We start from the raw sequence: 25456 nt of genomic DNA, 5'->3' as shown, positions 1-25456 counted from the left end.
GAAACCCGGCGGCCGGTGATTGTGCCCCAGGTCACAGCGATTCTTCGCCGGGACGGGAAATAACCGGGGACGCTTTCCCCGTTTAGCCCTGTGTCCGAGCGAAACGGGGAGCCCTTCCCCGGATCGCCCCCTCGATCCAAGGAGTACGCCGTGCCCGCCGCCACCGCCCCCGCCGAGCGCAAGGTGACCCGGCCGCGCGCCGACGCCCTGCGCAACCGGGAGCGGATCGTCGCCGCCGCCCGGGAGATGATCGTCGAGCACGGCCCGGACGTGCCGATCGACGAGATCGCCCGCCGGGCCGGCGTCGGCAACGCCACGGTGTACCGCAACTTCCCCGACCGGGACGCCCTCGTGCGCGAGGTCGTCTGCTCCGTCATGGACCGCACGGCCGCGGCGGCCGAGCTGGCCCTCGCGGAGAGCGGGGACGCCTTCACCGCCCTGGAGCACTTCGTGCACGCCGCCGCGGACGAGCGGATCGGCGCGCTGTGCCCCATGGTGTCCGGCACCTTCGACCAGCACCACCCCGACCTGGAGGCCTCCCGTGAGCGCGTCGAGCGGCTCATCGAGGAGGTCATGGGCCGGGCCAAGGCGGCCGGGCAGCTCCGGCCGGACGTCGGCGTGGGCGATCTGATGATCGGCGTGGGCCAGCTGAGCCGGCCCCCGGCCGGCACGGACTGCCCGCGCGGCGACCGCTTCGCCCACCGCCTGCTGCAGTTGTTCCTCGACGGCCTGCGGGCGCCCGCCCGTTCCGCCCTGCCGGGTCAGTCCCTCAGCATCAAGGAGCTGCGCGCCTCCTGACCGATTAGTTCAGCTCCCGCGCCCGGTCCCACGACAGTACGGCGGTTCGTACGGCCGTTCCCTTCCTGTTCACCATCCCGCCTTACTCCGTTTTCTCAGCATTTTTCACCACGCCGATCCTCACCACGCTGTCCGTCACCAGCCCTGAGTTCCAAGGCTCCGAAGTCCCGAAGTGGGTATCCCCATGTCCGAAACAGCCCGCAAGGCTGCCGGCCTCGCCGCCCCGAGCGGTGACGCCAACCGCTGGAAGGCGCTCGTCTTCATCGCGCTCGCCCAGCTGATGGTCGTCCTGGACGCCACCATCGTGAACATCGCCCTGCCCGCCGCCCAGGAGGACCTGGGCATATCCGACGGCAACAAGCAGTGGGTGATCACGGCCTACGCGCTCGCCTTCGGCGGTCTGCTGCTGTTCGGCGGCCGGATCGCCGACCTGTGGGGCCGCAAGCGCACCTTCGTGCTCGGCCTGGTCGGCTTCGCCGCCGCCTCCGCGCTCGGCGGTGCCGCCACCACCGGCCCGCTGATGTTCGGCGCCCGCGCCCTCCAGGGTGTCTTCGGCGCGCTGCTCGCCCCGGCCGCGCTGTCCCTGCTCGCCGTGATGTTCACCGATGCCAGGGAGCGTGCCAAGGCGTTCGGTATCTACGGCGCCATCGCGGGCGGCGGCGGTGCCGTCGGCCTGATCCTCGGCGGCTTCCTCACCGAGTACCTGAACTGGCGCTGGACCTTCTTCGTGAACATCCCGTTCGCCGTGGTCGCCGCCGCCGGCGCCTACTTCGTCATCCGTGAGCCGGAGGGCGGCCGCAACCGCAACCCGCTCGACATCCCGGGCGTCCTGCTCTCCACCCTCGGCCTGGTCGCGCTCGTCTACGGCTTCACCCGCGCCGAGTCCGACGGCTGGAGCGACACGCTGACCGTGTCGATGTTCGTCGCGTCCGTCGTGCTGCTGCTCGCGTTCGTGCTGGTCGAGGCCAAGGTCAAGGCCCCGCTGCTGCCGCTGCGCGTGGTGACCGACCGCAACCGCGGCGGTATCTACCTCTCGCTGGGCCTCGCCATCATCGGCATGTTCGGCCTGTTCCTCTTCCTGACCTACTACCTGCAGATCGTGAAGGGCTACTCGCCGGTCAAGACCGGCTTCGCCTTCCTGCCGATGGTGGTCGGCATGATCACCGGCTCCACCCAGATCGGCGCCCGGCTGATGACCCGGCTGCCGGCCCGGCTGCTGATGGGCCCCGGCTTCCTGGTCGCCGGCGTCGGCATGCTGCTGTTGACCCAGCTGGAGATGGACTCCTCGTACCCGGCGCTGCTGCTGCCCGCCATGCTGCTGCTCGGCCTCGGCATGGGTACGGCGTTCATGCCGGCGATGTCCCTGGCCACCCAGGGTGTGCAGCCCCGGGACGCCGGTGTCGCCTCCGCGATGGTCAACACCTCGCAGCAGGTGGGCGGCGCGATCGGCACCGCCCTGCTGAACACGATCGCCTCCTCGGCGACCACCTCGTACGTCAAGGACCACATCGCCGGCGCCACCGGCAAGCCGCAGCAGCAGCTGGTGGGGCTCCAGGGCATGGTCCACGGCTACACGGCCGCGATCTGGGTGGCCGTCGGCATCCTGGCGCTCGCCTCGCTGATCGCCTTCACCTTCGTCAACGCCGGCCGGCCGAACCCGACCGCCGTGATGAGCGGCGAGGGCGCCGAGGACGAGGTCCCGGTGCCGGTGGTGGCCCACTGACCGCCCCGGTGAGCTAGCGGAGCCAGGGCAGGTCCGCACCCGCTTCCTTGGGCTGGAGGCCCTCGGCGACGATCTCCATGATCTCGCCGAGGGCCTTCTGCTGTTCCGGGCTCAGCCGGTCGAACAGCGCCTGGCGCACGGCGGCCACATGGCCGGGCGCGGTGCGCCGCAGCACCTCGGCGCCCTCGTCGGTGAGTACGGCGAACTGGCCGCGCTTGTCGGCGGGGCAGTCCTCCCGGCGGACCCAGCCGTTCTTCTCCAGCCGGGCGATGGCGTGCGAGAGCCGGGAGCGGGTGATCTTCGCCTGCATCGCCAGCTCGGTCATCCGCAGCCGGCGGCGCGGGGCCTCGGCGAGGCCGACGAGCAGGCCGTAGTAGACGTGCGGCATCCCCGCGTCACGCTGGAGCTGCCGGTCGAGGTGGTCCTCCAGGAGGGTGGTGGCGTGCAGGTAGGCGCGCCAGACGTGCTGTTCCTCGGCGGTCAGCCAGCGGGGTTCCGCGGCGAAGTCCGGTGCCTTGTTCATGTATCCACTCTACGAGGCGGCTTCTTGAACTTTGAACAAGCGACGGGTAGGGTTCCGGGCTGAAACTTGAGACTTCAAGCAAGGCCAGATCCCCGGGAGCCGCCGCGATGTCCGCCACCGTCCAGGAGCGCATGCCCGCCCTGTACCTCAGCCACGGCGCCCCGCCGCTCGCCGACGACCCCGTCTGGCCCGGCCAGCTGGCCGCCTGGTCCGCCGCCCTGCCCCGCCCCCGCGCCGTCCTCATGGTCTCCGCCCACTGGGAGGAGGCCCCGCTCGCCCTCGGCGCGGTCGAGACCGTCCCGCTCGTCTACGACTTCTGGGGCTTCCCCGAGCGCTACTACACGGTCCGCTACGCCGCACCGGGCGCCCCCGCGCTCGCCGACTCCGTCCGCAAGCTGCTGCGCGCCCCCGGGCTCCCCGTGCAGGACATCCCCGACCGGGGCCTCGACCACGGCGCCTACGTCCCGCTCGTCGAGATGTACCCGGACGCCGACATCCCCGTCCTGCAGATCTCCCTGCCCACCCTCGACCCGGTCCGCCTGATGGACCTCGGCCGCAGGCTCGCCCCGCTGCGCGACGAGGGCGTGCTGATCGTCGGCTCCGGATTCTTCACCCACAACCTCGCCGCCCTGCGGCACACCGGGCCGGGCGTGCCGAGCTGGTCGGCGGAGTTCGACGACTGGGGCCGGCGCGCCCTGGAGGCCCGCGACTGGGACGCCCTGCTCGACTTCCTGGACAAGGCCCCGGCCGGCCGCTACGCCCATCCCCGCACCGAACACTTCGCCCCGCTCTTCGTCGCCATGGGCGCGGCGGAGGCCGGCGGCGAGCTCGACGCGCAGAAATCGGTGATCGACGGGTTCTGGATGGGAATGGCGAAGCGGTCCGTGCAGTTCGGATGAGAAGGGCGGCGCGGGTGAAGCGCGCCGCTCAGAGTTCCTTCTCGTACCAGGCCACGTCCCAGTAGCGGCCGAACTTGCGGCCGACCTCGCGGAACGTGCCGACGTGCCGGAAGCCGAAGCGGGCGTGCAGCCGCTCGGAGGGCTCGTTGGGCTGGGCGATCCCGGCGTAGGCGCGGTGCACGTCCTGTCCGGCCAGGGCCTGGAACAGGGCGCCGTAGAGCAGCGTGCCCACGCCGCGCCGGCCCGCGTCGGGTGCGACGTACACCGAGGTCTCCACGGACGTCCCGTACGCCGGCTTCGGCCGGTAGGGGCTGGAGGTGGCGTACCCCAGGATCCGCTGTGAGCGGGCGTCCGCGGCAACCATCAGCCGGTGCGGGCCGTCTTCCGGGTGGGAGAGCAGCCAGGGGCGGCGCTCCGAAGGAGTGAACACCGCGGTGTCGAATGTGAGGGCCGTCTCACGGACGTAGTGGTTGTAGATCGCCGTCAGGGCGTCGAGGTCCCCCTCGATTCCCGGCCTGACCTGCACTTCGGCATCTTCCGGCGGCATCTCGCCTCCCCGTGTGGCGGACAGGGTACTGCATGATCAGAAAAATCGCGGGGTGGGTTGGGAATTCTGTCCTGATTCCAGTCGTTGTTTCCCACGGATGCAGGGCACTCGAAGAGAGTCCCAGAGACAGCCCCTTCAGTGCCGCGCGTTCGCAGGACCACCCGCCCGACCACCATCGCAAGGGAGCACGCATGGCAACCCGTGCCGTCGCCCGTCGTCAGTCCGCCACCGGCGAGACGGCCGACTCGGCAAGCAGTGTTCGCGCTCATGGCGGCGAGATCGCAGACCGCGACCTGGTCGGCATGTACCTCGACGAGATCGCGCGTACGCCGCTGCTCGACGCCGCCAAGGAAGTCGAGCTGTCCCAGACCATCGAGGCGGGTGTCTTCGCGCAGCAGGTGCTCGACGGCGAGGAGGAGTCCCGTACGGACGCCACCCGCGAGGAGCTCGAGGCCCTGGTGGCCGCCGGTGAGCGCGCCAAGGACGTCTTCATCCGCTCCAACCTCCGCCTGGTCGTCGCGGTCGCCCGGCGCTACCCGCGCAGCGGTCTGCCCCTGCTGGACCTGATCCAGGAGGGCAACGCCGGCCTGGTGCGCGCCGTGGAGAAGTTCGACTACCGCAAGGGCTTCAAGTTCTCGACGTACGCCACCTGGTGGATCCGTCAGGCCATCACCCGTTCCATCGCCGACCAGTCCCGCACGATCCGGCTCCCCGTCCATCTGGTGGAGGAGCTGGGCCGCATCCGCCGCGTCCAGCGCGAGTTCAACCGCGAGCACGGCCGCGACCCGGAGCCCGCGGAGATCGCCGCGGAGCTGGGCTCGACGCCGGAGCGCGTCGTCGACGTCCTGGACTGGGCCCGCGACCCGGTCTCGCTGAACATGTCGGTGGACGACGAGGGCGAGACCCAGTTCGGCGACCTGCTGGAGGACACCTCGGCGGTCTCCCCGGAGCAGTCGGTCCTCACCCTGCTGCGCAGCGAGGAGCTGGACGACCTGATCGGCCGCCTGGACCAGCGCACGGCCTCCATCATCAAGATGCGGTACGGCATCGAGGACGGCCGCGAGCGCACCCTGACCGAGGTCGGCAAGGAGCACGGGCTCACCCGTGAGCGGATCCGCCAGATCGAGAAGCACGCGCTGCTGGAGCTGAAGAAGCTGGCCCGCGACACGGGGTTCGACGCGGCCGCGTAACGGCCGGGATCCCTGGGCTCGCCGTAGGGGAAGCGTTCCGGGGCGCACCGCGCGGTGTGGTGCGCGCGCCGGGGGTGCGGGTGGCGAAAGACGGCGCAAACATGGCGCGGTCCCGTCGCTTCAACGGCCGGACCCGAGGGAACAACCCTTCCGGGCCCGCAAGCGGGCCCGGGGCCGGCACTCCCCACACCCCCACACCGCACCCCTGGCCGACAATGCCGTCGGCCGACCCACGAAAGAGCCACGTCCCGACGCAATCCCCCCCCGGCGCCGGGACCTCCCGAGCCGGGCTTCGGCGCCTATCCCCCCCCGGGCGCCGGGGCCCGGCCTCTTCTGCCCCGGCGCGGTTCTGTCCCCGAGGGCACTTCCGCGCCCGTCCCGTAAGGGTCCCGGGTACTGGAACGGCGGCCCACCCCGTACCTGAACCCCGGGGTGGACCGCCGGATGGCAGATTCTGCCACACGGGCATAGCCTGCCGGGCATGAGCACCACCCAAACCCCCGCCCACCAGCCGTTTTCCGCCTCCGCGCCGGTGTCCCTCACCGAACGCCGGAAGGCCGAGACACGGATGGAGATCGCCCGGGCGGCGGCGGCCCTCTTCGTCCGGCAGGGCCTGCGGGCGACCCGCGCCGAGGACATCGCCCAGGCCGCGGGCATCGCCCCGCGCACGTTCTACCGCTACTTCGCCACCAAGGAGGAGGCGGTCGCCCCCCTCTACGCCGCCGGCGCCCAGCGCTGGATCGAGGCGGTCCGCACGGCCCCGGCCGGCCTGCCCGTTCCGCAGGCCCTGGAACACGCCGTCCGCCACACCCTCACCCCCGGCCTCGGCGTCTCCGCCGCGTCCTGGGAGTGGCTGCGCACCCTGGTCCGCCTGGCCGACACCAGTCCGGCCCTGCGCAAGGTCTGGGCCGAGGTGTGCCAGGCGTCCGAGGGCGCGCTGGCGGAGATCCTTGCGGCCCGGGAGAACGCCTCGGCGACATCGGGGACTCCGGGGACACCGGCGACTCCGGGGACACCGGGGACACCGGGGACTCCGGCGACTCCGGCGACTCCGGCGACTCCGGGGACACCGGGGACTCCGGCGACACCGACAACTCCGGCGACTCCGGCGCCCCAGGGGACCCCGGATCCGGAGCGGCCCGGTGTGGAGTGCGGCGCCCAGGATCCGGCGCGGCCCGGTGTGGAGTGCGGCACCCAGGACCCGGCGCCGCTCACCCCGCGGCTGCGGTTCGCGGCGGCCGTGGCCGGGGCCGCCGTACGCGTCGCCGTGGAGTCCTGGGCCGCCACGGCGACCCACCCCACCGGCCCCGAGGGCCCGGCGGGCCTGGCCGTGCGCAACCTGCGCGCGCTGCGGGACTTCGAGTGGCCCGGGACCCCGCCCGTCCCCCAGCCCTGAGGGTCCCTAGGGCACGTACGCCCCTTCCGCCCCCTCCGGGCCGGCGTTCGCGGCCCTGGTCAGGCGGTCGCCCAACCGCCGTACGCACTCCACCAGTCCGCCCGGCCCGCGCACCGCGAACTCGACGTCCGTCATCGCCAGCCGGACCGCCAGCCACTCCAGGGGGTCGCCCGTGGTGCCCCGCAGGACGCAGCCGCCCGTGCCGTCGTCCTCGGGCACCCCGAGCCAGGCGGGCACCCGCGCGGCGACCTGGTCCGCCGGCGCGGCGAACCGCACCTCGAAGGCGTACGTCTCCTGCCGCCGGTGGATGGACTGCCGTAGATACTCGGCGGCGCTCCCCGTGGGCAGTTCCCGCGGAGCGAACCGGACGCCGGTCGCGAACGGCTCGCTCACCCGGTCCACCCGGAAGGTGCGCCAGTCCGCCCGGTCGACGTCGTAGGCCACCAGGTACCAGCGCCGTCCCGTCGACACCAGCCGGTGCGGCTCGGTCAGCCGGCGGGAGGCGCTGCCGTCCTTGTCGCGGTAGGCGAACCGCAGCCGTTCGTGGCCCGCCACCGTGGACGCCATCACGGTCAGCGTCTCCGGCGCGATGCCCGGCCCGTCGCCGAGCGTCAGCGGTGTCGTCGCGGCCTGGAGCGTGGACACCCGGTGGCGCAGCCGGGACGGCAGCACCTGCTCCAGCTTGGCCAGGGCCCGTACGGCCGCCTCGTCCACCCCTTCGATGGCGTGCCCGGCACCGGCCCGCAGCCCCACCGCGATCGCCACGGCCTCCTCGTCGTCCAGCACCAGCGGCGGCATCGCCTTGCCCGCGACCAGCCGGTACCCGCCGTCCGCGCCCCTCGTCGCCTGCACCGGATACCCCAGCTCCCGCAGCCGGTCCACATCCCGCCGCACGGTCCGCCGGGACACCCCCAGCCGGTCGGCCAGCTCACCCCCGGGCCACTCACGGGGCGTCTGGAGCAGGGACAGCAGCTGGAGCAGCCGGGCCGGTGTGTCGGTCGTCATGCCTACGAGCATGCCGCGCCTATAGGTCAAGATCTGACCTATAGCGGCCCTAGGTTTCCCTCATGACCACTCCGACGGCGCTTTCCGCCCCACCCTCCGACCGAACCCGCTGGCTGGCCCTGGCCATCGTCATGACCGCGGCCTTCATGGACCTCGTGGACGTGACGATCGTCAACATCGCCATCCCGTCGATCCAGCGGAACGAGCACGCCTCGGTGGGCCAGATCCAGTGGATAACCGCCGGCTACGCCCTCGCCTTCGCCGCCGGCCTGATCATCGGCGGCCGGCTCGGTGACATCCACGGCCGCAAGCGGCTGTTCCTCGTCGGCATCGGCGGCTTCACCCTCGCCTCCGCCCTGTGCGGCTTCGCGGCGAACCCGGAGATGCTCGTCGCCTCCCGCCTCCTGCAGGGCGGCATGGCCGCGCTGATGGTGCCGCAGGTGCTGTCGATCGTGCACGCCACCTTCCCGGCCCACGAACGCGGCAAGGTCTTCGGCCTGTTCGGCGCGATCGTCGGCCTCGGCGCGGTGTCCGGCCCGCTGCTCGGCGCGCTGCTGACGGAATGGAACCTGTTCGGCCTGGAATGGCGGCCCATCTTCCTCATCAACCTGCCCGTCGGCGTGCTCGCCTGGCTGCTGGGCCGCCGGTTCATCACCGAGTCCCGCGCCCCCAAGGCGCTGAAGCTGGACCTCGTCGGGGTCGCCCTGGTCACGCTGGGCCTGCTCATGCTGCTCTACCCGCTGACCCGCGGGCGGGAGCTGGGCTGGCCGCTGTGGGGGTACGTCTCGATGGCCGGCGCCTTCGTCGTCTTCGCGGGGCTGGTGGCGTACGAGCGGCGCAAGGCGGCGCGGGACGGCTCGCCGCTGGTCGAGCTGTCGCTGTTCCGGGTGAAGAGCTTCGCCGCCGGTATCGCCGTACAGACCGTGTTCGGCGTCGCGCTCGGCATCTTCTTCCTGGTCTGGACGCTGTACATGCAGATCGGCCTGGGCTGGAGCGCGCTGCGGGCCGGGCTGACCGGGGTGCCGTTCTCGCTCGCGGTGTCCACGGCGGCCGGGCTGTCGGTGCAGCAGCTGGTTCCGCGGTTCGGCCGCAAGGTGCTCCAGACGGGCGCGCTGGTGATGGGCGCGGGCGTGCTGCTCTACCTGTGGGAGGCCGACCGCTACGGCCTCGCCATCACCTCCTGGCAGATGGCCCTGCCGCTGGTCGTGATGGGACTCGGCATGGGCCTGATCGTCGCCCCGCTGACCGACGCGGTGCTCTCGGAGGTGCCGCGCGAGCACGCCGGTTCCGCGTCCGGGCTGATCAACACCGTGCAGCAGATGGGCAACGCGCTCGGGCTGGGACTGGTGTCGGTGGTCTTCTACGGGCAGATCGGCGACCGGCTCGCCCTCGCGGAGATCGGCCCGGCCTTCGTGCACGCCTTCCAGCACGCGCTGTGGTACGTCGCCGGGATCATGGGCGTGATCTTCCTGCTGATGTGCGCCCTGCCGAAGCGCCCGGCCCAGCACGTGGAGGGCGCGGGGGAGGAGACGCCGGCGGAGGCGACGCCGGCGCCGGAACGAGAGCTCGAGCCGCAGCCGGCGGGCTGACCGCGTACGAGGAGGGGCCCGGCGCCGATCAGGTGCCGGGCCCCTCCTCGTACGACCGGACGCCAACAGGTGGGCCGGAAGTCCGTTCATGCCCGATCGAAGTCTGAACCTGTTTACTTTCCGGGAATCCGGACGTAGCCTCCTTGAGAAACCACACGTTCGGGCATGAGGCGGAGGCGAACGGACATGTACGCACCGGAGCGGCAGCAGGAGATCCTCCGGCTCGCCCGGGACGGCGGCCGGGTGGACGTGCTGTCGCTGGCCGAGGAGTTCCAGGTCACCGCGGAGACGATCCGCCGCGACCTGAAGGCCCTCGACCGCGCCGGCCTGGTCCGCCGGGTGCACGGCGGTGCCATCCCGGTCGGCCGCCTCGACTTCGAGCCCGACCTCGCCGAGCGCGAGTCCACCGCCGCCGACGAGAAGGACCGCATCGCCAAGGCCGCCCTCGCCGAACTGCCCGCCGGGGGCACGGTGATCCTCGACGCCGGTACGACGGTGGCCCGCCTCGCCGCCACCATCCCGCTGGAGGCGTCCCTCACCGTCGTCACGCACAGCCTGCCCATCGCCGCCCGGCTCGCCGACCACCCGGGCATCCAGCTCCACCTCGTCGGCGGCCGGGTACGGCACCGTACGCGCGCCGCCGTGGACGCCTGGGCGCTGCGCGCGTACGGCGAGATCCGCGCCGACGCGCTGTTCGTCGCCGCCAACGGTTTCTCCGCCGAGCACGGCCTGACCACCCCCGACCTCGCCGAGGCCGCGGTCAAACGGGCCGCGGTCGGCGCCGCGCGGCGGGTGGTGCTGCTGGCCGACTCCGGCAAGCACGGCCAGGAGCACTTCGCCCGCTTCGGCGGCCTCGGCGATGTGGACCTGCTGATCACCGACAGCGGGCTGAGCCCGGACGACGCCGCCGCCATCGAGCGCGGCGGCACGGAAGTAGTGCGCGCATGATCCTCACCGTCACCCCCAATCCGTCCCTCGACCGCACCTACGAGGTGCCCGCCCTGGAGCGCGGCGAGGTCATCCGCGCCGACGGCGAGCGCATGGACCCCGGCGGCAAGGGCGTGAACGTCTCCCGGGCCGTCGCCGCCGCCGGCCGGCGCACGCTCGCCGTCCTGCCCCTGGGCGGTGCGCCGGGCGCGCTCGTCGCCGACCTGCTGGACGCGCAGGGCATCGAGGTCGCGCCGGTCCCGGTCGCCGGCGCCACCCGCTCCAACATCGCGCTCGCGGAAGCCGACGGGGTGCTCACGAAGATCAACGCTCCGGGCCCCGAGCTGTCGGCGGCCGAACAGGAACTCCTGCTGGACACCGTACGGTCGCACTCCCGCGCCGCCGACTGGATCGCCTGCTGCGGCAGCCTCCCCCGGGGGCTCGCGCCCTCCTGGTACGCCGACCTCGTCACCCGGGCGCACGCCGCCGGCGCCCGGATCGCGCTGGACACCTCGGGGCGCGCCCTCCTGGAGGCGCTGCGCGCGCGGCCCGACGTGGTGAAGCCGAACGCCGAGGAACTGGCGGAAGCCGTCGGCCGCCCGCTGGCCACCGTGGGCGACGCGCTCAAGGCGGCCGAGGAACTGCGCGCGCTGGGCGCCCGCACCGTCCTGGCGAGCCTGGGCGCCGACGGACAGCTCCTGGTGGCGGACGCCGGTGCCTGGTTCGGCAGCGCCCGGGTGCCCGCCGTCCGCAGCAACGTCGGCGCCGGGGACGCCTCCCTGGCCGGCTTCCTCATCGCCGGCGGCACCGGTCCCGAGGCCCTCGCCTCCGCCGTCGCCCACGGCGCCGCCGCGGTCGGGCTCCCCGGCAGCGTGATGCCGACGCCCGCCGACCTGGATCCGGCGGCGGTGACCGTCACGGCGGACATCCCGCTCGACCGCGAACTGACGGAGCCGGTCCGATGACCCCGCCCGTCCGCGAACTGACGGAGCCGGTCCCATGATCCCGCCCGTCCGCCACGGCACCCGCCCGGGGTTTCGCCGGCTGGGCGGACAGACCGGCCCCGTCCCCCGTACCACCACCCCGCCCCTTGACCGCACCCCCGTCCCCACCCCCGCCGTCCCCTGCCCCCCGGCGGCACGCGCGCGAAGGAGCCCGCGATGAGCGACATGATCAGCGCGGACCTGGTCGACCTCGACCTGTCCGCCGACACCAAGGAGGCGGCGGCCCGCGCCCTCGCCGCACGCATGGTGGCCCGGGGCCGGGTGACCGACCTGGAGGGTTTCCTCGCCGACGTGGCCGCCCGCGAGGCCCAGATGCCGACCGGGCTCGACGGCGGCATCGGCATCCCGCACTGCCGCAGCGCCCATGTCACCGAGCCGACCCTCGCCTTCGGCCGCAGCGCCACCGGTATCGACTTCGGCGCCCCGGACGGCCCGGCCGACCTCGTCTTCCTGATCGCGGCACCCGCCGGCGCCGACGACGCCCACCTCACGATCCTCTCCTCCCTCGCCCGCAAGCTGATGAACGACGAGTTCACGGCCGCGCTGCGGGCGGCGGACAGCGCCGGGACGGCCGCGGCCCTGATCCGGGGCGACGAGCCGCCGGCGGGGGAGGAAGCGGGGCCCGCGAGCGTCCCGGGCGCCGCCGAAGACACCGCTGTGGCCCCGGCGGCGGCCTCCGCCGGAGCCACAGCGGGCAGTACGGGGGAGACGGCGGCCGCGAGCGCCGCCGAGCCCGGTACGTCCACCGGGCCTGGTACGTCTACCGAGCCTGGTACCTCCACCGGGACCGGTGCTCCCGCCGAGCCGGGTGTGCCCGTTGCGCCTGGTGGGCCCGCCACCGATACCGCCGCCCCCGGCTCAGGTGAGCCCCGGCCCTTCCGGATCGTGGCCGTCACCTCCTGTCCCACCGGCATCGCCCACACCTACATGGCGGCCGAGTCCCTGGAGAACGCGGGCCGGGAGGCGGGGGTCGAGGTGGTCGTCGAGACGCAGGGCTCGGCCGGTTTCACCCGGCTCGACCCGGCGGTGATCGCGGCGGCGGACGGCGTGATCCTCGCGCACGACGTCCCCGTACGCGACAAGGACCGTTTCGCGGGCAAGCCGACCGTCGACGTGGGCGTGAAGGCGGGCATCAACCGGCCCGCCGAACTCATCGCCGAGGTCCGCGAGAAGGCGGCGCGCGGCGAGGTGAGCGCTCCGGCGCACGCACCGGCGGGCACGCCGGTCGAACGCGCGGGCGACGCCACCGAGGGCTACGGCACGAAGCTCCGCACCTGGCTGATGTCCGGCGTCAGCTACATGGTCCCGTTCGTCGCCGCGGGCGGTCTCCTCATCGCCCTCGGCTTCGCGATCGGCGGCTGGCAGGTCGACAAGGCACCCTCGGTCATGGACCACTTCGTGTGGACGCAGACCGACAGCTGGGGCGCGCTGCTCTTCCAGATCGGCGGCGTCGCCTTCAAGTTCCTCGTCCCGGTCCTGGCCGGCTACATCGCCTACGGCATGGCCGACCGGCCCGGCCTCGTCCCCGGCTTCGTGGGCGGCGCGATAGCGCTGGACGCGGGCGCGGGCTTCCTCGGCGGCCTGGCGGCCGGTCTGATCGCCGGTGGCGTGGTGCTGGCGATCCAGCGGGTGCGGATCCCGGCGGTGCTGCGCGGCATCATGCCGGTGGTGGTGATCCCGCTGCTCTCCTCGGCGGTCACCGGCTTCCTGATGCTCGTCGTCATCGGCAAGCCGATCGCCTCCGCGCAGAAGGGCCTCACCGACTGGCTGAGCGGGCTCACCGGCACCAACGCCGTCCTGCTCGGCGCCCTGCTCGGCCTGATGATGTGCTTCGACCTGGGCGGCCCGGTCAACAAGGTCGCCTACGCCTTCGCCACCGCCGGTATCGCCGTCACCGACCCCAGCGACTCGGCGATGCAGATCATGGCGGCGGTGATGGCGGCCGGCATGGTCCCGCCGCTGGCGATGGCCCTGGCCACCACCGTGCGCGGCCGGCTGTTCACCCCGGCCGAGCGCGAGAACGGCAAGGCCGCCTGGGTGCTGGGCGCGTCCTTCATCTCCGAGGGCGCGATCCCGTTCGCGGCGGCCGACCCGCTGCGGGTCATCCCGTCCGCCATGGCGGGCGGCGCGCTCACCGGCGCGCTGTCGATGGCCTTCGGCGCCACCCTGCGTGCCCCGCACGGCGGCGTCTTCGTGGTCCCGCTGATCGGCAGCCCGCTGCTGTACCTGGTGGCCATCGCGGCCGGGGTGTGCGTCACCACGGCCCTGGTGGTCCTCCTCAAGGGAATGCGCGGGCAGGTCTCCGAGTCCGGGACCGCGGGCCCCGCCGCGCACCCGGCCGGGGCCCGGGAGGACACCGGGCAGCCGGTGGCCGCCTGACCGCGCGGCCGTGACCCTTCACGGCGTCTTGTCCCTTTGCACCGCTGTGAGTTGTTCACGGCACCTGCGAGATACATCACGGTCCGGGGCGGAAGTCCCGGACCGTGGTGTGTACTGGGGTGTATGCCTGAGCACGCCCCGATTCTCCAGCTGATCGGCGTGACCGTCCTCGCGGTGGCGGCCGTCGTGTGGGCCGGCGTCCTGCTGCGCCTGCTGCGCCGCGCGGGTCTCGCCGCCGGGGCGACCGGCGCCCGGCGCCGCACCGCGCCACTCCCCGCCGTGCCGCGCCAGACCAGGGTCGGCCCGCCCCGGGAGTCCGTCGAGCTGACCCCCGCCGAACAGGACGCCTTCGCGGGCCTGGTACGACACCTCGCCAACGGCTGACCCGCCGCACCACCCGGCCGCCGCCGCGCCCGGCGGACACCGGGGCCGCCCGCGTCACCCCTGCCGTGCCGCGCGCCGCTCCATCGCTTCCCGGGCCGCCTCCTCCGACATGTACACCTCGCACATGTGCCGCCCGTCGGGCGTGGCCGTGTGCTCCACCTCCCACAGGGAGATCTCGGTGCCGTCCGGCAGCAGGAAGGCGTGCTCGTACAGCGCGTAGCTCAGACCCGCCCGGCCGGCCCGCCCCGGCCGGCCGAACGCCTGGGTGATCTCGTGCGCGGTCGCCGTCGCCAGCAGCGCCGCCGTCTCGGCGCCGGGACGGTCGGGGTTCTCCGCCCGGCGCAGCAGCCGGCGCGCGTGGTCCGCCGAGTCGTCCGAGGCGAACACGTGCCGGGGCTCGGGGATCGCCCACAGCCGCATCAGCGCGGGCAGTTCCGCCTCCGGGGTGTCCGTCGGCATCCCGAGCCGGGCCGCGGCGGTCCGCAGCTCCTCCTCGTCCAGATACACCTCGTGCTCCGGCGCGCTGCCCGGGCTGGAGTTGTGCGCCAGCTCCCACAGCGTGACCGCCGAGCCGTCGGCGAGCAGCCAGGTGTGCCGGTAGGTCTCCCGGCGCAGCCCCGAGCTGTGGTAGGCCGAGTGCAGCGAACTGTCGTGCGCCAGCGCGCAGTCGAGCTGCCGTATCACCTCGTCCGGCAGCTCGAAGGAGTTCAGGGCACGGCCGAGGAGTCGCTCGAGATGCTCCTCAGGAGACTCGGGCGACTCGGCTGGTTCGTACGCTTCGGTCTCGTACGGAACGCTCAAGGCTTCTCCCGGCTGCGTTGCTGCATGTCACCTTGTGGGTGCATACCGTAGCCCCTCCCCGGACGTCATGTCCGGGAACCGCGAAAACGTACGCCGGGAAAACGCGCGGGCCGCGCGAAGAGTTCCCGCGCGGCCCGCCGCTGAGTCAAAATCCGCCGGTCAGACGGCACTTCCGGCGGTCCAGGCGCTCCACTGCATGTTCCAGCCGTTGAGGCCGTTGTCGGGTGCGACCGTGGTGTCCGGGGAGTTCTTCACGATCACCACGTCCCCGATGAGCGTGTTGTCGTAGAACCACTTGGCCGACGTGGCGCCCTGCGCCCCCTGCACGTCCGCGAGGCCGACGCAGCCGTGGCTGGTACCCGTCCGGCCGAACGGCGGGTTGCCCTTGTTGTACCAGTAGTTGCCGTGGATGAACGTCCCCGACGTCGTCAGCCGCATCGCGTGCGGCACGTCCGGTATGTCGTACTCCCCGCCGAAGCCGACCGTCGAGCCGTTCATCCGGGTCTGGGTGAACTTCTCCGAGATGACCATCTGCCCGTTGTACGTGGTGTGCTCCGGGCTGCCCGCCGAGATCGGCACCGACTTGATGGTCTGCCCGTCCCGTACGACCGTCATCGTCTGCGTGTTGACGTCGACCGTGGAGACCTGCGACCGGCCGACGGTGAAGGAGACGGACTTCTTCTGCACGCCGTAGACGCCCTGCGCGCCCTGTACGCCGTCCAGGTCGATGTTCATCGTGACCTTGGAGCCGGCCTTCCAGTACTCCTGCGGCCGGAAGTCCAGCCGCCGGTCGCCGAACCAGTGCCCGACCACCTGCTGGCCGCTGCTGGTGTTGACCGTGATGTGCGACTGCACGGCCTTCTTGTCCGTGATCGACTTGTCGAAGGTGAACGACACGGGCATGCCCACCCCGACCGTCGCGCCGTCGTCCGGGGTGTAGGTGCCGATGAAGCTGTTCGCCGGGCTGACGGTGGTGAAGATGGCGTTCGCCGCCGCCGTGCGCCCCTCGGAGTCCTTCGCGGTCGCGTTTATCTCGTACTTCGTCCCGCGCTCCAGCCGCCGCTCCGGCTTCCAGGTGTGGCCGTCCGCCGATATCGCCCCGGGCACGGCCTGCCCCGAGCCCGCCACGGTCATCTTCACCTCGGTCAGCTTGCCGTCGCTGACCTTCACCCCGGTGGCGTTGATGGACGCCCCGGTCGAACCGTCCTTGGCCGATATCGCGATCTTCGCCGCCGACGTCTTGGGGGCGTCGCCGCCCTTGCCGTCGTTCTTGGCACTGGCGTCGCCGCCGCAGGCGGTCAGGGTGAGGGCGCCGACCATCAGGGCGGCACAGGCCACCAGTGCGCGCCGCGCTGCAATGTCCGGCGTTGTCACGGGCTGCTCCAGGTTCGTGTGATGTGCGGGATCCGTTCCGGTCGTGAGGGAAGAGGGCGCGGGCGCCGGGGAAGGTTCCCACCGGCCCCCGTTGACGCCATCACGTGACAGAACCGCGACAATCCGGCCCGCCCGCGCTACCCCCTCCCGTACAACTCCGCGTACGACGGCCAGACTCCGCCCGGCCCCTCGACCGACTCCGCGGCCCGCACCGCCCGTACGATCGCCCGCGTCACCAGGTCCGCACCGGCCGCCAGGATGTCGTTCGGCGCCAACGGGTGCTTGTCGAGCGGACGGTCGCCGGTCGCCAGCGCGAACACCGTGTCCCCGTCGTGCAGGAGGTGCACCGGCCGCACCGCCCGCGCGATCCCGTCGTGCGCGGTGCCCGCCAGCTTCTGCGCCTGCGCCTTGGTCAGGGCGGCGTCCGTCGCGACCACCGCCAGCGTCGTGTTGAGCGGCGGCGGCGCGTTGCCGGCGGCGGCCTTCGCCAGGCGCTCCCGCGCGGCCTCGTGCACCCGCTCCTCCGGGTAGGCCACCCGCCCCTGGAACAACTCCCCGTACAACACCCCCGTCTCCGGATCCAGCACCGCTCCCGCCGCGTTGACGACCACCAGCGCCGCCACCGTGATCCCCGAGCCGAGCACCGTGCTCGCGGTGCCCACCCCGCCCTTCAGTTGCCCGGCGACCGCGCCCGTGCCGGCGCCCACACACCCCTCGGGCACCGGCGCCCCCGGCGCGCTCGCCGCCGCGGCCTCCACCGCCGCCCGGCCCGTCGCCGCGTCCGGGCGGGCCCGGAAGTCCCCGCCGCGCCCCAGGTCGAAGACGCACGCCGCGGGCACCACCGGCACGACCTGCGCCGGGTCCGGCCCCACGGGCACCCCGCGGCCCCGCTCCTCCAGCCAGGCCATCACCCCGGACGCCGAGTCGAGCCCGTACGCGCTCCCCCCGGTCAGTACCACCGCGTCGACCCTCTGGACCACGTTGCGCGGGTCGAGCGCGTCGGTCTCCTTGGTGCCGGGTCCGCCACCGCGCACGTCCACGGCGGCGACGGCGCCGCCCTCGGGCGCGAGGACCACCGTGGTGCCGGTGAGCCAGCCGTCGCCGACCCGGGTGGCGTGACCCACCCGCAGCCCGGCGACATCCGTCAAAGCGTCAGCTGTCATGGACGCCAGTGTGACCGAGTGCCCTCCCCGGAGGGCTCAGCCCGCCGGGGCGGCGGAGCCCGGCCGGTGCTCCCGGGCGGCCGGGCGCGCCGTCAGCACCACCCCGGTCACCACCGAGGCCGCGGACACCAGCCCCGCCGCGAGCACCGCCCAGTCGCCGAGGAACGTGCAGCAGATCACCAGCAGGGCCGTGACCGGCAGCACCAGCTGCTGGGCGAGGCCCACCTTGAAGTGCCGGGAGTGCAGCGCCCACACCGTCAGCAGATACAGCGCCGTCGGCAGGGTGACGGCGGCCGACGCGGCCAGGGCGGAGATGTGCGCCTTGCCGGTCGCCTGCTCCACGGCCACCTCCAGCCCCGCGCCGACGGCCGCCGCCGAGGCGAACACCACGTAGTGGCCGTAGCCCCAGACGAACGCCCGTCTGCTGGAGCGCAGATGCCCGTGGATGGGGACCACGAAGTAGATCCACCACGCGGCGAAGACGATCAGCAGTCCGCCCGCCGCGATGGGCAGCAGCTCGGCCGGGGTGCTGTGCTCGGCCAGGGCCGACTTCACGGCGACCGTGGCCGCGGCGATCGTCTCGCCGAGCACGATGATCGTGAACAGTCCGTAGCGTTCGGCGATGTGATGCGGGTGCCAGGGAGTCATCTGCTTCCGCTCGGCGTACAGCGGCACGCACAGTTCCACGAGTGCCATCACCAGGAACACCCAGGGCCGCGCGGGCTCCGGCAGCAGCACCAGGCCGAGCCAGCCCACCTGGCACAGCAGCACCCCGCCCGCGTACCGCAGGGCCGTGGCCCGCTCCGTGCCCTCGGCCGATCTGGCGGCTCTCAGCCACTGCCAGACCATCCCCAGCCGCATGATCGCGTAGCCGAGCCAGACCAGCAGGAAGTCGTGGTCCGTGAAGGCCCGGGAGACACCGGCCGCCAGGACCAGCACGCCGGCGATCTGCACCAGGGTGACGATCCGGTAGAGCGCGTCGTCGTTGTCGTACGCCGAGGCGAACCAGGTGAAGTTCATCCAGGCCCACCAGATCGCGAAGAACGCCATCGCGTAGTCCAGGATCCCGGTGCCCGCGTGTCCTTCCGCGACGGCGTGCACCAGCTGTACGCCCGCCTGCGCGACCGCCACGACGAAGCACAGGTCGAAGAACAGCTCCAGCGGGGAGGCGACGCGGTGCGCCTCCTCCCGCCCGCGTGCGGTGAGTCGTCGCAGGTGACCCGGGGGCCGTGGTGCGCCGGAGGGGGCGGGCGGGGGAGCGGAAGGGGACGTCATGATTCCCAGGACATCAGAAACCCGCCGGGAAATCCTGTTCACGCTCTCGTGCGCACGAGGGGCGGGCCTGCCGTCCGGGGCCGGGGGCGGGCAGTCCGCCGGGCCGCCGGCACGGGAGCCGTACCCTGGTGGCATGAGCACCGCTCCCGAACCCGCCCCCGAGCCGCGCGCCCCGAAGCCCGCGCTGGTCTTCGACGACCCGCTGGACCAGCAGTCCTCGGACGACACCGACCGCGGGTGGGGCGAGCGGCCCGACGGCGACAGCGCCGCCGACCTCAGGCGCTTCCTGGACGAGAAGCCGCCCCACCACCTCTGAACGCCCCACCACTTCTCAACGGGCCGCCACTTCTGAAAGGGCCGCCGCCTCCGGGCGTGCCGTGGGAGTGCCGCTAGCGCTCGTCGGCGCGTCCCGGGCCGCGCTGGGCGACCAGGGCGTCCCGGATCTCCTTGAGCACCTCCAGCTCGCTCACCTCCACGATCTCCTTGGTCCCCTCGCGCGCCGCCTTCCGGTCCGCCTGCCGGGCCAGGTACTTCGACATCGGCAGGACCATCAGGAAGTAGACCACCGCCGCGGTGATCACGAAGGTGAGCGTGGCACCCAGGACGGAGCCCCACAGGATCGGCACACCGCTTTGCACGGTGCCGTCGGCGGCCACCTTGCACGGGTCCTTCAGACAGGAGCTGTAGTGGTCGAGGTTCTGCGTGCCGATCGCTCCGACCAGCGGGTTGATGACCCCCTTCACCACCGAGTTGACGATGTTGGTGAAGGCCGCGCCGATGACCACCGCGACTGCCAGATCGACGACGTTGCCGCGCATCAGGAAGGCCTTGAAGCCCTGCCAGACGCTCGGTTCCTTCTTCGCGCTCACCTCGGGGACTCTCCTCGCATGCACAGGGTGTGGAACAAAACGCTCCGCAACCTACGGCAGGGTGCGACCCCGGTGTCCATTTCGGTAACTCGATCGAGCGACTTGACAGCAATCCGTCGACGGGGCGTACAAGCTGGTTCAGCACAGCGTCACCGCCAGTCGCGCGGTGGCACTCGCGCCGACCAGCCGGGCGGCCGCGGCCCGGGGCACCGACAGCACCACCAGGGCTCCGCTCTCGGCGGCGCCGTCCGGCGGCTCGGGCACCTTCGTCACCCTGACCCCGCGCGCGAGCACCCGGGCGCCGTCGGCGGGCGGATCCTGCGCCGCGATGACATCGACGCGGTCGCCGGGCCGGAGCAGCCGCACCGTGGCGGCGTCGGCGATCCGCACCGGGGCCGTCACCAGCTCCGCCGCCGGGCGCGGCCGTACCGGGCCGGCGACGGGGTGCCCGCGCGGCCGCTGCGGCCCGGGCGGCTCCGGTCCCGTCCCGGGGCCCGCGGCCACCAGTGCCGCCGCGGTCACCGCGAGGCCGACGGCCAGGGCGCGCCTGCGGTGCCGTACCAGCCGTTGCAGCTGATACCGCCCGCCGCGCACCCGCACCGGATCGAAGGGGGGCACCTCGCGGGTCGCCGGGGCGTCCGTACCCAGCGGGCGCGGCAGCCGGAAGGGGGGTGGGAAGGAGGAGCGGGCGGGCGAGTGCGGGTGGGGGAAAGGCCGGCGGGGGGACGGGGCCGGGCCGAGGGGGAGGGGAGGTACGGGCGAGGGCATGGGATCACCGCCTGCGACGAGGGATTCCGGCTTGCGGTGCCACGATGACGGCTCCCGCCGGATCCCGCCGGGACCGGTGGACGACGAACGGCTTGTGGATAACTCGCTCACCCGAACGAGAGATTCCGCCCACCGCCCGCCGAGCCCGCGCCGGCAAGCCCCGCCGGCGCGCCCCCGCCCACCCCGCCCTACGGCAGCGCGAACCCCGGGTCCATCCCGCCGAGGGCGTTCCCGCACAGGCAGTCGCGGGCGTCGGGGGCCGGCAGGGCCGCCACCGCGTCGAACAGGACGCCGCGCAGACGGTCGACGTTGGCCGAGAAGACCCGCAGGACCTCCTCGTGCGAGACGCCCTCGCCGGTCTCGGCGCCCGCGTCGAGGTCGGTGACCAGGGTCAGCGACGTGTAGCACAGCTCCAGTTCCCGGGCGAGCGCCGCTTCGGGGTGGCCGGTCATGCCCACCACCGACCAGCCCTGGGCCTGGTGCCACAACGATTCGGCACGGGTGGAGAAGCGCGGGCCCTCCACCACGACCAGCGTGCCGCCGTCCACCGGCTCCCAGTCCCGTCCGCGCGCAGCCTTCAGCGCGACGGCCCGGCCGGTGGGGCAGTAGGGGTCGGCCATGGACACGTGGACCACGTTCGGCACGGTGCCGTCGGGCAGCGGCAGCCCGTCGAAGTAGGTCTGCGCCCGGGACTTCGTACGGTCCACCAGCTGGTCCGGGATCAGCAGGGTGCCCGGGCCGTGCTCGGGGCGCAGTCCGCCCACCGCGCACGGGCCGAGCACCTGCCGGACGCCGACCGAGCGCAGCGCCCAGAGGTTGGCGCGGTAGTTGATGCGGTGCGGCGGCAGATGGTGGCCGCGGCCGTGGCGGGGCAGGAAGGCGACCCGCCGCCCGGCGACCTCGCCGAGGAAGAGGGAGTCGCTGGGCGCTCCGTAGGGGGTGTCCACCTGGACCTCGGTCACGTCGTCCAGGAAGGAGTAGAACCCCGAACCGCCGATTACGCCGATCTCTGCGTTCGCCATGACCAGCACACTAGCGGGCCGCGAAACGGCGGGGGAGCCGTCGCGCGGACCACCGGGCCGGTGCCGGGACGCCGAAGACCCCGCCGTCGGGCGACGGCAGGGTCACGGATGAGAGATCTCAGGCGGCGGAGCTGCTGGTGGAGCTCGACGAGGACGACGAAGACGAGGACGACGACGTCGAAGAGGACGAGGTCGAGGACTTCGCGTCGGACGACGAGCCGGCCGGCTTCGACGCCGGGCTGCTGCTCGACGTGGAGCCGCGGGAGTCGTTGCGGTAGAACCCGGAGCCCTTGAAGACGATGCCGACCGCGGAGAACACCTTCTTCAGGCGCCCCTTGCAGCTCGGGCACTCGGTCAGGGCATCGTCGGTGAACTTCTGCACCGCCTCAAGGCCCTCGCCGCACTCGGTGCACTGGTACTGGTAGGTCGGCACTGTCTTCCTCCTGGCACTCTCACTCAATGAGTGCTAACGACGGTCCATAGTGACGTATTCCCGGGGATCAGTCCACCGCTACCGGGGCGCGGTGACCCACGCCACGTGCCACGGTGCGGTTCCGGTCCGGCGTGGCCAGCCGCGAGCGCAGGGCCACGAGGGTGATCAGCGCGAGCACGGTGCCCCCCATGGGAACCAGGAACCCGGCGCCGTCCCACAGCCGGTCCTCCAGCTGTCCGGCGACCGTCACGGCGGCGGCCTGACCGAGTGCGACCGCGCCGGTCAGCCAGGTGAACGCCTCGGTGCGGGCGCCGGCCGGGACCAGGCCGTCGACCAGCGTGTAGCCGGTGATCAGGGACGGGGCGATGCACATGCCGACCAGCAGGCCGAGCGCGGCGAGCAGCGCGACGGAGTGCGCCGTCCACAACGCCGACGCCGCCACCGCGAGCGCCGCGTAGCCGATCAGCAGACGCTTCTGGGGCGCGGTCTTCCAGGCGATCGCGCCGCAGACGATGCCGGACAGCATGTTCCCGGCGGCGAAGACGCCGTACAGGACGCCGTTCAGGCCGGGCTCGCCGATCGACTCCGTGAAGGCCGCGAGGGAGACCTGCATGCCGCCGAAGACCGACCCGATGCCCAGGAAGGTCACGACCAGTACGCGCACGCCCGGGACGCGCAGGGCCGAGGCGTGCCGTACGCGCGCGTGCCCGTTCTCCTGGGACACCGAGGGCTGGGTGCTCTTCTGGGCGGCGAAGAGGAGACCGCCGACGAGGGTCAGCGCGCCCTCGGTGATCAGGCCGGCGGCCGGCGCCACGGCGGTGCACAGCGCGGTCGCCAGCAGGGGGCCGAAGACGAAGGTCAGCTCGTCCGTGACCGACTCGAAGGCCGCCGCGGTGGTCATCAGGGGCGAGCCCTGGAGCTTGACCCCCCAGCGCGCCCGCACCATGGGGCCGACCTGGGGCACCGAGGCGCCGGTCGGGACGGCCGCGACGAACAGCGCCCACAGCGGGGCGTGCGCCAGCGCGAGCGCCGTCAGGGACAGGCCGGAGACCGTGTGCACCAGCACGCCGGGCACCAGGACCGCGCGCTGGCCGTAGCGGTCGGCCAGCCGGCCGCTGTAGGGCGCGAACAGCGCCATGGAGACGCCGGTGACCGCGGCGACGGCGCCCGCGGCGCCGTACGAGCCGGTGGTGTGCTGGACGAGCAGCACGATGGAGAGGGTGAGCATCGCGAACGGCTGGCGCGCCGCGAAGCCGGGCAGCAGGAACGTCCAGGCGCCGCGGGTGCGCAGCAGCTGTCCGTATCCGGGGCGGGAGGACGCCGGCGAGGTCTTCTCCGGTTCGGTGGTGGTGACCGTGGATCCCACGGCCCGTGCCTTTCTGCCGCCTGGTAGCGCGCGGGCCCCGTGCGGGCCGCGCGCCGAGAGCTGTCCTCTTGCGCGGACTGCGGTAGATGCCGGTGCCCGCTCAGGTGGGGGCGACCCGGCCGCCATACGGTCGCGCCAGCTCTGCGTCAGGCAGAGTTGGTTCGATCAGGGTGCGCCCCAATCGTACAGGGATCACCGCTTGCGCGACTGTGAAAACGAGCACCATCCGGCCGGCCGCCTGGGTTTCCACGGGAGGCGGACGCCAAGAAACGCGCCGCTCACCGCGAGCCGTTCGTCCCCAGCCACCCCGCCAGCTTGCCGCCGTGGGCGACCGCGCGCAGGCGCCGTTCCGCCGCGTCACGGACCGGGTCGGTGGCGACGACCAGCAGCTCGTCACCGCGCCGCAGCACCGTCGTGGGCAGTGGGACAAACGATTCCTCTTCGCGGACGACCAAGGTGACGGCCGCGCCCGGGGGCAGCCGCAGCTCGCTGATCTCCACGCCGTGCATCCGCGACCCCTCGGGGATGGTGACGGACAGCAGATGCCCGCGCAGCCGCTCCAGGGGCGCCGACTCGATGCCGAGGTCGGACGCCTCGCCCTGCTCGCCGAGCCGCAGCAGGCGCGCCAGCCAGGGCAGCGTCGGCCCCTGGACCAGGGTGTAGACGACGACCAGGACGAAGACGATGTTGAAGATGCGCCGGCTGGCGTCGACGCCGTTCACCATGGGGATGGTGGCCAGGATGATGGGCACGGCGCCGCGCAGCCCCGCCCACGACATCAGGGCCTGCTCCCGCCACGGCACCCGGAACGGCGCCAGGCTGCCCACCACGCTCAGCGGGCGGGCCACCATGGTCAGGACCAGCCCGATGACCACGGCGGGCCAGATGTCGTCGCCCAGCTCGTGCGGGGTGACCAGCAGCCCGAGGACGACGAACATGCCGATCTGGGCGATCCAGCCGAGCCCCTCGGCGAAGCCCCGGGTGGCCGGCCAGTGCGGCAGACGCGCGTTGCCGAGCATCATCGAGGCCAGGTAGACGGCGAGGAAGCCGCTGCCGTGCGCCAGGGCGCCGGCGGCGTAGGCGGAGACGGTGATCGCGAGCACGGCGATCGGGTAGAGGCCGGACGCCGGCAGTGCCACGTGCCTGAGCCCCCAGGACCCGAACCAGCCGACGGCGAGCCCGATGGCCGCGCCGATGGCCAGCTCCAGGACGATCTCGCCGAGCAGCAGGTACCAGTGCTCGACCGGGCCGGCCGTGGAGAAGGCGACGACGAGGATGACCACCGGTGCGTCGTTGAAGCCGGACTCCGCCTCCAGCGTGCCCGTCACGCGCGCGGGGAGGGGAATCCTGCGCAGCACCGAGAAGACCGCCGCCGCGTCCGTCGACGACACCACCGCGCCGATGATGAGCGCCTGCCGCCACTCCAGCCCCACCAGGTAGTGCGCGCCCGCCGCGGTGACCCCGACGCTGATCGCGACCCCCGCCGTGGCCAGCACGGAGGCGGAGGAGAGGACCGGCCGGATCTCCTTCCACTTCGTGCCCAGGCCGCCCTCGGCCAGGATCACGACCAGGGCCGCGTACCCCATGACCTGGGTCACCTCGGCGCTGTCGAAGTGGATGCCGCCGATGCCGTCCTGGCCCATGAGGACGCCGATGCCGAGGTAGACGAGCAGGCTGGGGAGCCCGCTGCGGGAGGAGATCCGGACGGCCGCGACGGCGACGAGCAGGACGGCGGAGCAGACGAGCAGGAGCTGGTTGAGGTGGTGAACAGTCAGCGGGCGTTCCTCCCTCGTATGGCGGCCGATGCTTCCGCATCCGGGGCTGATGCCTCCGTATCCGGGACTGATGCCTCCGGTTACTTCGTTACCTTACCTAACTCTTGACGCTTTCTTGACGTTCGGCAGGGCAAGATCGAACGCTCGTGCGCGCTGGTTCCCGACTCCGCGTCAAGCGGGACGGGGCGCTGCGCCTATGGTTGCTCCAGCGCTCATTCAAAGTCACAGCCCGACCTGCCGCTCGCG

24 protein-coding genes are annotated in these 25456 nt (G+C 72.9%); 11 read left to right on the top strand and 13 right to left on the bottom strand.

The features are described 5' to 3' along the window. Positions 1 to 150: 150 nt before the first annotated feature. On the top strand, positions 151 to 798 hold the full coding sequence (locus tag HB370_RS17720; protein WP_030779192.1) for a TetR/AcrR family transcriptional regulator: 648 nt from the start codon (positions 151 to 153) through the stop codon (positions 796 to 798). A gap of 184 nt (positions 799 to 982) precedes the next feature. Next, a complete protein-coding gene (locus HB370_RS17715) occupies positions 983 to 2521 on the top strand; it encodes an MFS transporter (protein ID WP_030779189.1) in 1539 nt (512 codons plus the stop codon). Positions 2522 to 2534: 13 nt separating this feature from the next. Here HB370_RS17715 and HB370_RS17710 read toward each other — a convergent pair whose 3' ends face one another. Next, on the bottom strand, positions 2535 to 3044 hold the full coding sequence (locus HB370_RS17710; RefSeq protein ID WP_030779187.1) for a MarR family transcriptional regulator: 510 nt from the start codon (positions 3042 to 3044) through the stop codon (positions 2535 to 2537). A 107-nt stretch (positions 3045 to 3151) separates the two neighbouring features. Between HB370_RS17710 and HB370_RS17705 the strand changes: the two genes are divergently transcribed. Continuing rightward, positions 3152 to 3943 carry a class III extradiol ring-cleavage dioxygenase gene (locus HB370_RS17705; RefSeq protein WP_030779184.1) on the top strand — a complete coding sequence of 264 codons (792 nt, stop codon included), beginning with the start codon at positions 3152 to 3154 and terminating at the stop codon, positions 3941 to 3943. Positions 3944 to 3971: 28 nt separating this feature from the next. On the opposite strand, the gene HB370_RS17700 is transcribed toward HB370_RS17705, so the two are convergent. Then, entirely contained in the window at positions 3972 to 4490 is a 519-nt protein-coding gene (locus HB370_RS17700) for a GNAT family N-acetyltransferase (RefSeq protein ID WP_030779181.1), read from the bottom strand. Between the two features lie 191 nt (positions 4491 to 4681). Between HB370_RS17700 and HB370_RS17695 the strand changes: the two genes are divergently transcribed. Together HB370_RS17695 and HB370_RS17690 are read left to right on the top strand one after the other, a co-directional pair. Further along, positions 4682 to 5680: a sigma-70 family RNA polymerase sigma factor gene (locus HB370_RS17695; protein WP_030779177.1), complete on the top strand. Its 999-nt coding sequence runs from the start codon at positions 4682 to 4684 to the stop codon at positions 5678 to 5680. Between the two features lie 568 nt (positions 5681 to 6248). Next, on the top strand, positions 6249 to 7076 hold the full coding sequence (locus HB370_RS17690) for a TetR family transcriptional regulator (protein ID WP_030779174.1): 828 nt from the start codon (positions 6249 to 6251) through the stop codon (positions 7074 to 7076). A 6-nt stretch (positions 7077 to 7082) separates the two neighbouring features. Here HB370_RS17690 and HB370_RS17685 read toward each other — a convergent pair whose 3' ends face one another. After that, on the bottom strand, positions 7083 to 8081 hold the full coding sequence (locus HB370_RS17685; protein ID WP_208974411.1) for a WYL domain-containing protein: 999 nt from the start codon (positions 8079 to 8081) through the stop codon (positions 7083 to 7085). Between the two features lie 62 nt (positions 8082 to 8143). On the opposite strand from HB370_RS17685, the gene HB370_RS17680 reads away from it, so the two are divergent. The 5 genes from HB370_RS17680 to HB370_RS17660 all read left to right on the top strand — a co-directional run bounded on the left by HB370_RS17680 (position 8144) and on the right by HB370_RS17660 (position 14364). Beyond that, entirely contained in the window at positions 8144 to 9670 is a 1527-nt protein-coding gene (locus HB370_RS17680) for an MFS transporter (protein ID WP_030779168.1), read from the top strand. A 186-nt stretch (positions 9671 to 9856) separates the two neighbouring features. Next, entirely contained in the window at positions 9857 to 10618 is a 762-nt protein-coding gene (locus HB370_RS17675; RefSeq protein ID WP_030779165.1) for a DeoR/GlpR family DNA-binding transcription regulator, read from the top strand. After that, positions 10615 to 11562, top strand: a complete 948-nt coding sequence (pfkB, locus tag HB370_RS17670; protein ID WP_030779162.1) for a 1-phosphofructokinase — start codon at positions 10615 to 10617, stop codon at positions 11560 to 11562. Before HB370_RS17675 ends, pfkB begins: the two co-directional genes overlap by 4 nt. A 195-nt stretch (positions 11563 to 11757) precedes the next feature. Further along, positions 11758 to 13980: a fructose-specific PTS transporter subunit EIIC gene (locus HB370_RS17665; RefSeq protein ID WP_030779159.1), complete on the top strand. Its 2223-nt coding sequence runs from the start codon at positions 11758 to 11760 to the stop codon at positions 13978 to 13980. A gap of 123 nt (positions 13981 to 14103) precedes the next feature. Continuing rightward, the gene (locus tag HB370_RS17660) at positions 14104 to 14364 is read left to right on the top strand and encodes a hypothetical protein (protein ID WP_030779156.1); all 261 of its coding nucleotides are present in this window, start codon (positions 14104 to 14106) and stop codon (positions 14362 to 14364) included. A gap of 54 nt (positions 14365 to 14418) precedes the next feature. On the opposite strand, the gene HB370_RS17655 is transcribed toward HB370_RS17660, so the two are convergent. The 4 genes from HB370_RS17655 to HB370_RS17640 form a co-directional block, all read right to left on the bottom strand. After that, the gene (locus HB370_RS17655; protein WP_030779153.1) at positions 14419 to 15165 is read right to left on the bottom strand and encodes a DUF6227 family protein; all 747 of its coding nucleotides are present in this window, start codon (positions 15163 to 15165) and stop codon (positions 14419 to 14421) included. Positions 15166 to 15324: 159 nt separating this feature from the next. Further along, complete coding sequence (locus tag HB370_RS17650; RefSeq protein WP_208974410.1) at positions 15325 to 16539, bottom strand: Ig-like domain-containing protein; 1215 nt, start codon at positions 16537 to 16539, stop codon at positions 15325 to 15327. Positions 16540 to 16676: 137 nt separating this feature from the next. Continuing rightward, positions 16677 to 17702, bottom strand: coding sequence for a P1 family peptidase (locus tag HB370_RS17645; protein WP_030779146.1), 1026 nt, complete (start codon positions 17700 to 17702; stop codon positions 16677 to 16679). 36 nt (positions 17703 to 17738) lie between these two features. Continuing rightward, positions 17739 to 18977 (bottom strand): low temperature requirement protein A, encoded by a 1239-nt coding sequence (locus tag HB370_RS17640; RefSeq protein WP_030779144.1) that lies wholly within the window; start codon positions 18975 to 18977, stop codon positions 17739 to 17741. 133 nt (positions 18978 to 19110) lie between these two features. Here HB370_RS17640 and HB370_RS17635 point away from each other — a divergent pair, with 133 nt between their 5' ends. Continuing rightward, positions 19111 to 19293 carry a hypothetical protein gene (locus tag HB370_RS17635; RefSeq protein WP_030779141.1) on the top strand — a complete coding sequence of 61 codons (183 nt, stop codon included), beginning with the start codon at positions 19111 to 19113 and terminating at the stop codon, positions 19291 to 19293. Between the two features lie 73 nt (positions 19294 to 19366). Here the strand turns inward: HB370_RS17635 and mscL are convergent, their stop codons facing one another. The 6 genes from mscL to HB370_RS17605 form a co-directional block, all read right to left on the bottom strand. Then, the gene (gene mscL, locus HB370_RS17630) at positions 19367 to 19846 is read right to left on the bottom strand and encodes a large conductance mechanosensitive channel protein MscL (protein ID WP_030779132.1); all 480 of its coding nucleotides are present in this window, start codon (positions 19844 to 19846) and stop codon (positions 19367 to 19369) included. Positions 19847 to 19984: 138 nt separating this feature from the next. Further along, positions 19985 to 20614 carry an RcpC/CpaB family pilus assembly protein gene (locus HB370_RS17625; protein ID WP_244405545.1) on the bottom strand — a complete coding sequence of 210 codons (630 nt, stop codon included), beginning with the start codon at positions 20612 to 20614 and terminating at the stop codon, positions 19985 to 19987. Positions 20615 to 20802: 188 nt separating this feature from the next. Beyond that, the gene (locus HB370_RS17620) at positions 20803 to 21636 is read right to left on the bottom strand and encodes an S-methyl-5'-thioadenosine phosphorylase (protein ID WP_030779128.1); all 834 of its coding nucleotides are present in this window, start codon (positions 21634 to 21636) and stop codon (positions 20803 to 20805) included. A 118-nt stretch (positions 21637 to 21754) separates the two neighbouring features. Further along, positions 21755 to 22069 carry an FmdB family zinc ribbon protein gene (locus HB370_RS17615; protein WP_078637431.1) on the bottom strand — a complete coding sequence of 105 codons (315 nt, stop codon included), beginning with the start codon at positions 22067 to 22069 and terminating at the stop codon, positions 21755 to 21757. Positions 22070 to 22136: 67 nt separating this feature from the next. Continuing rightward, a complete protein-coding gene (locus HB370_RS17610) occupies positions 22137 to 23435 on the bottom strand; it encodes an MFS transporter (RefSeq protein ID WP_030779126.1) in 1299 nt (432 codons plus the stop codon). A 278-nt stretch (positions 23436 to 23713) separates the two neighbouring features. Further along, positions 23714 to 25240, bottom strand: a complete 1527-nt coding sequence (locus HB370_RS17605; RefSeq protein ID WP_078637430.1) for a potassium/proton antiporter — start codon at positions 25238 to 25240, stop codon at positions 23714 to 23716. Between the last annotated feature and the right edge of the window lie 216 nt (positions 25241 to 25456).

Origin of the sequence: Streptomyces sp. DSM 40868 (assembly GCF_011820545.1) — a bacterium.
Lineage (GTDB): Bacteria > Actinomycetota > Actinomycetes > Streptomycetales > Streptomycetaceae > Streptomyces > Streptomyces eurythermus.
The sequence above is the reverse complement of the archived record's forward strand: the minus strand, read 5'-3'. Positions and strand labels throughout refer to the sequence as shown.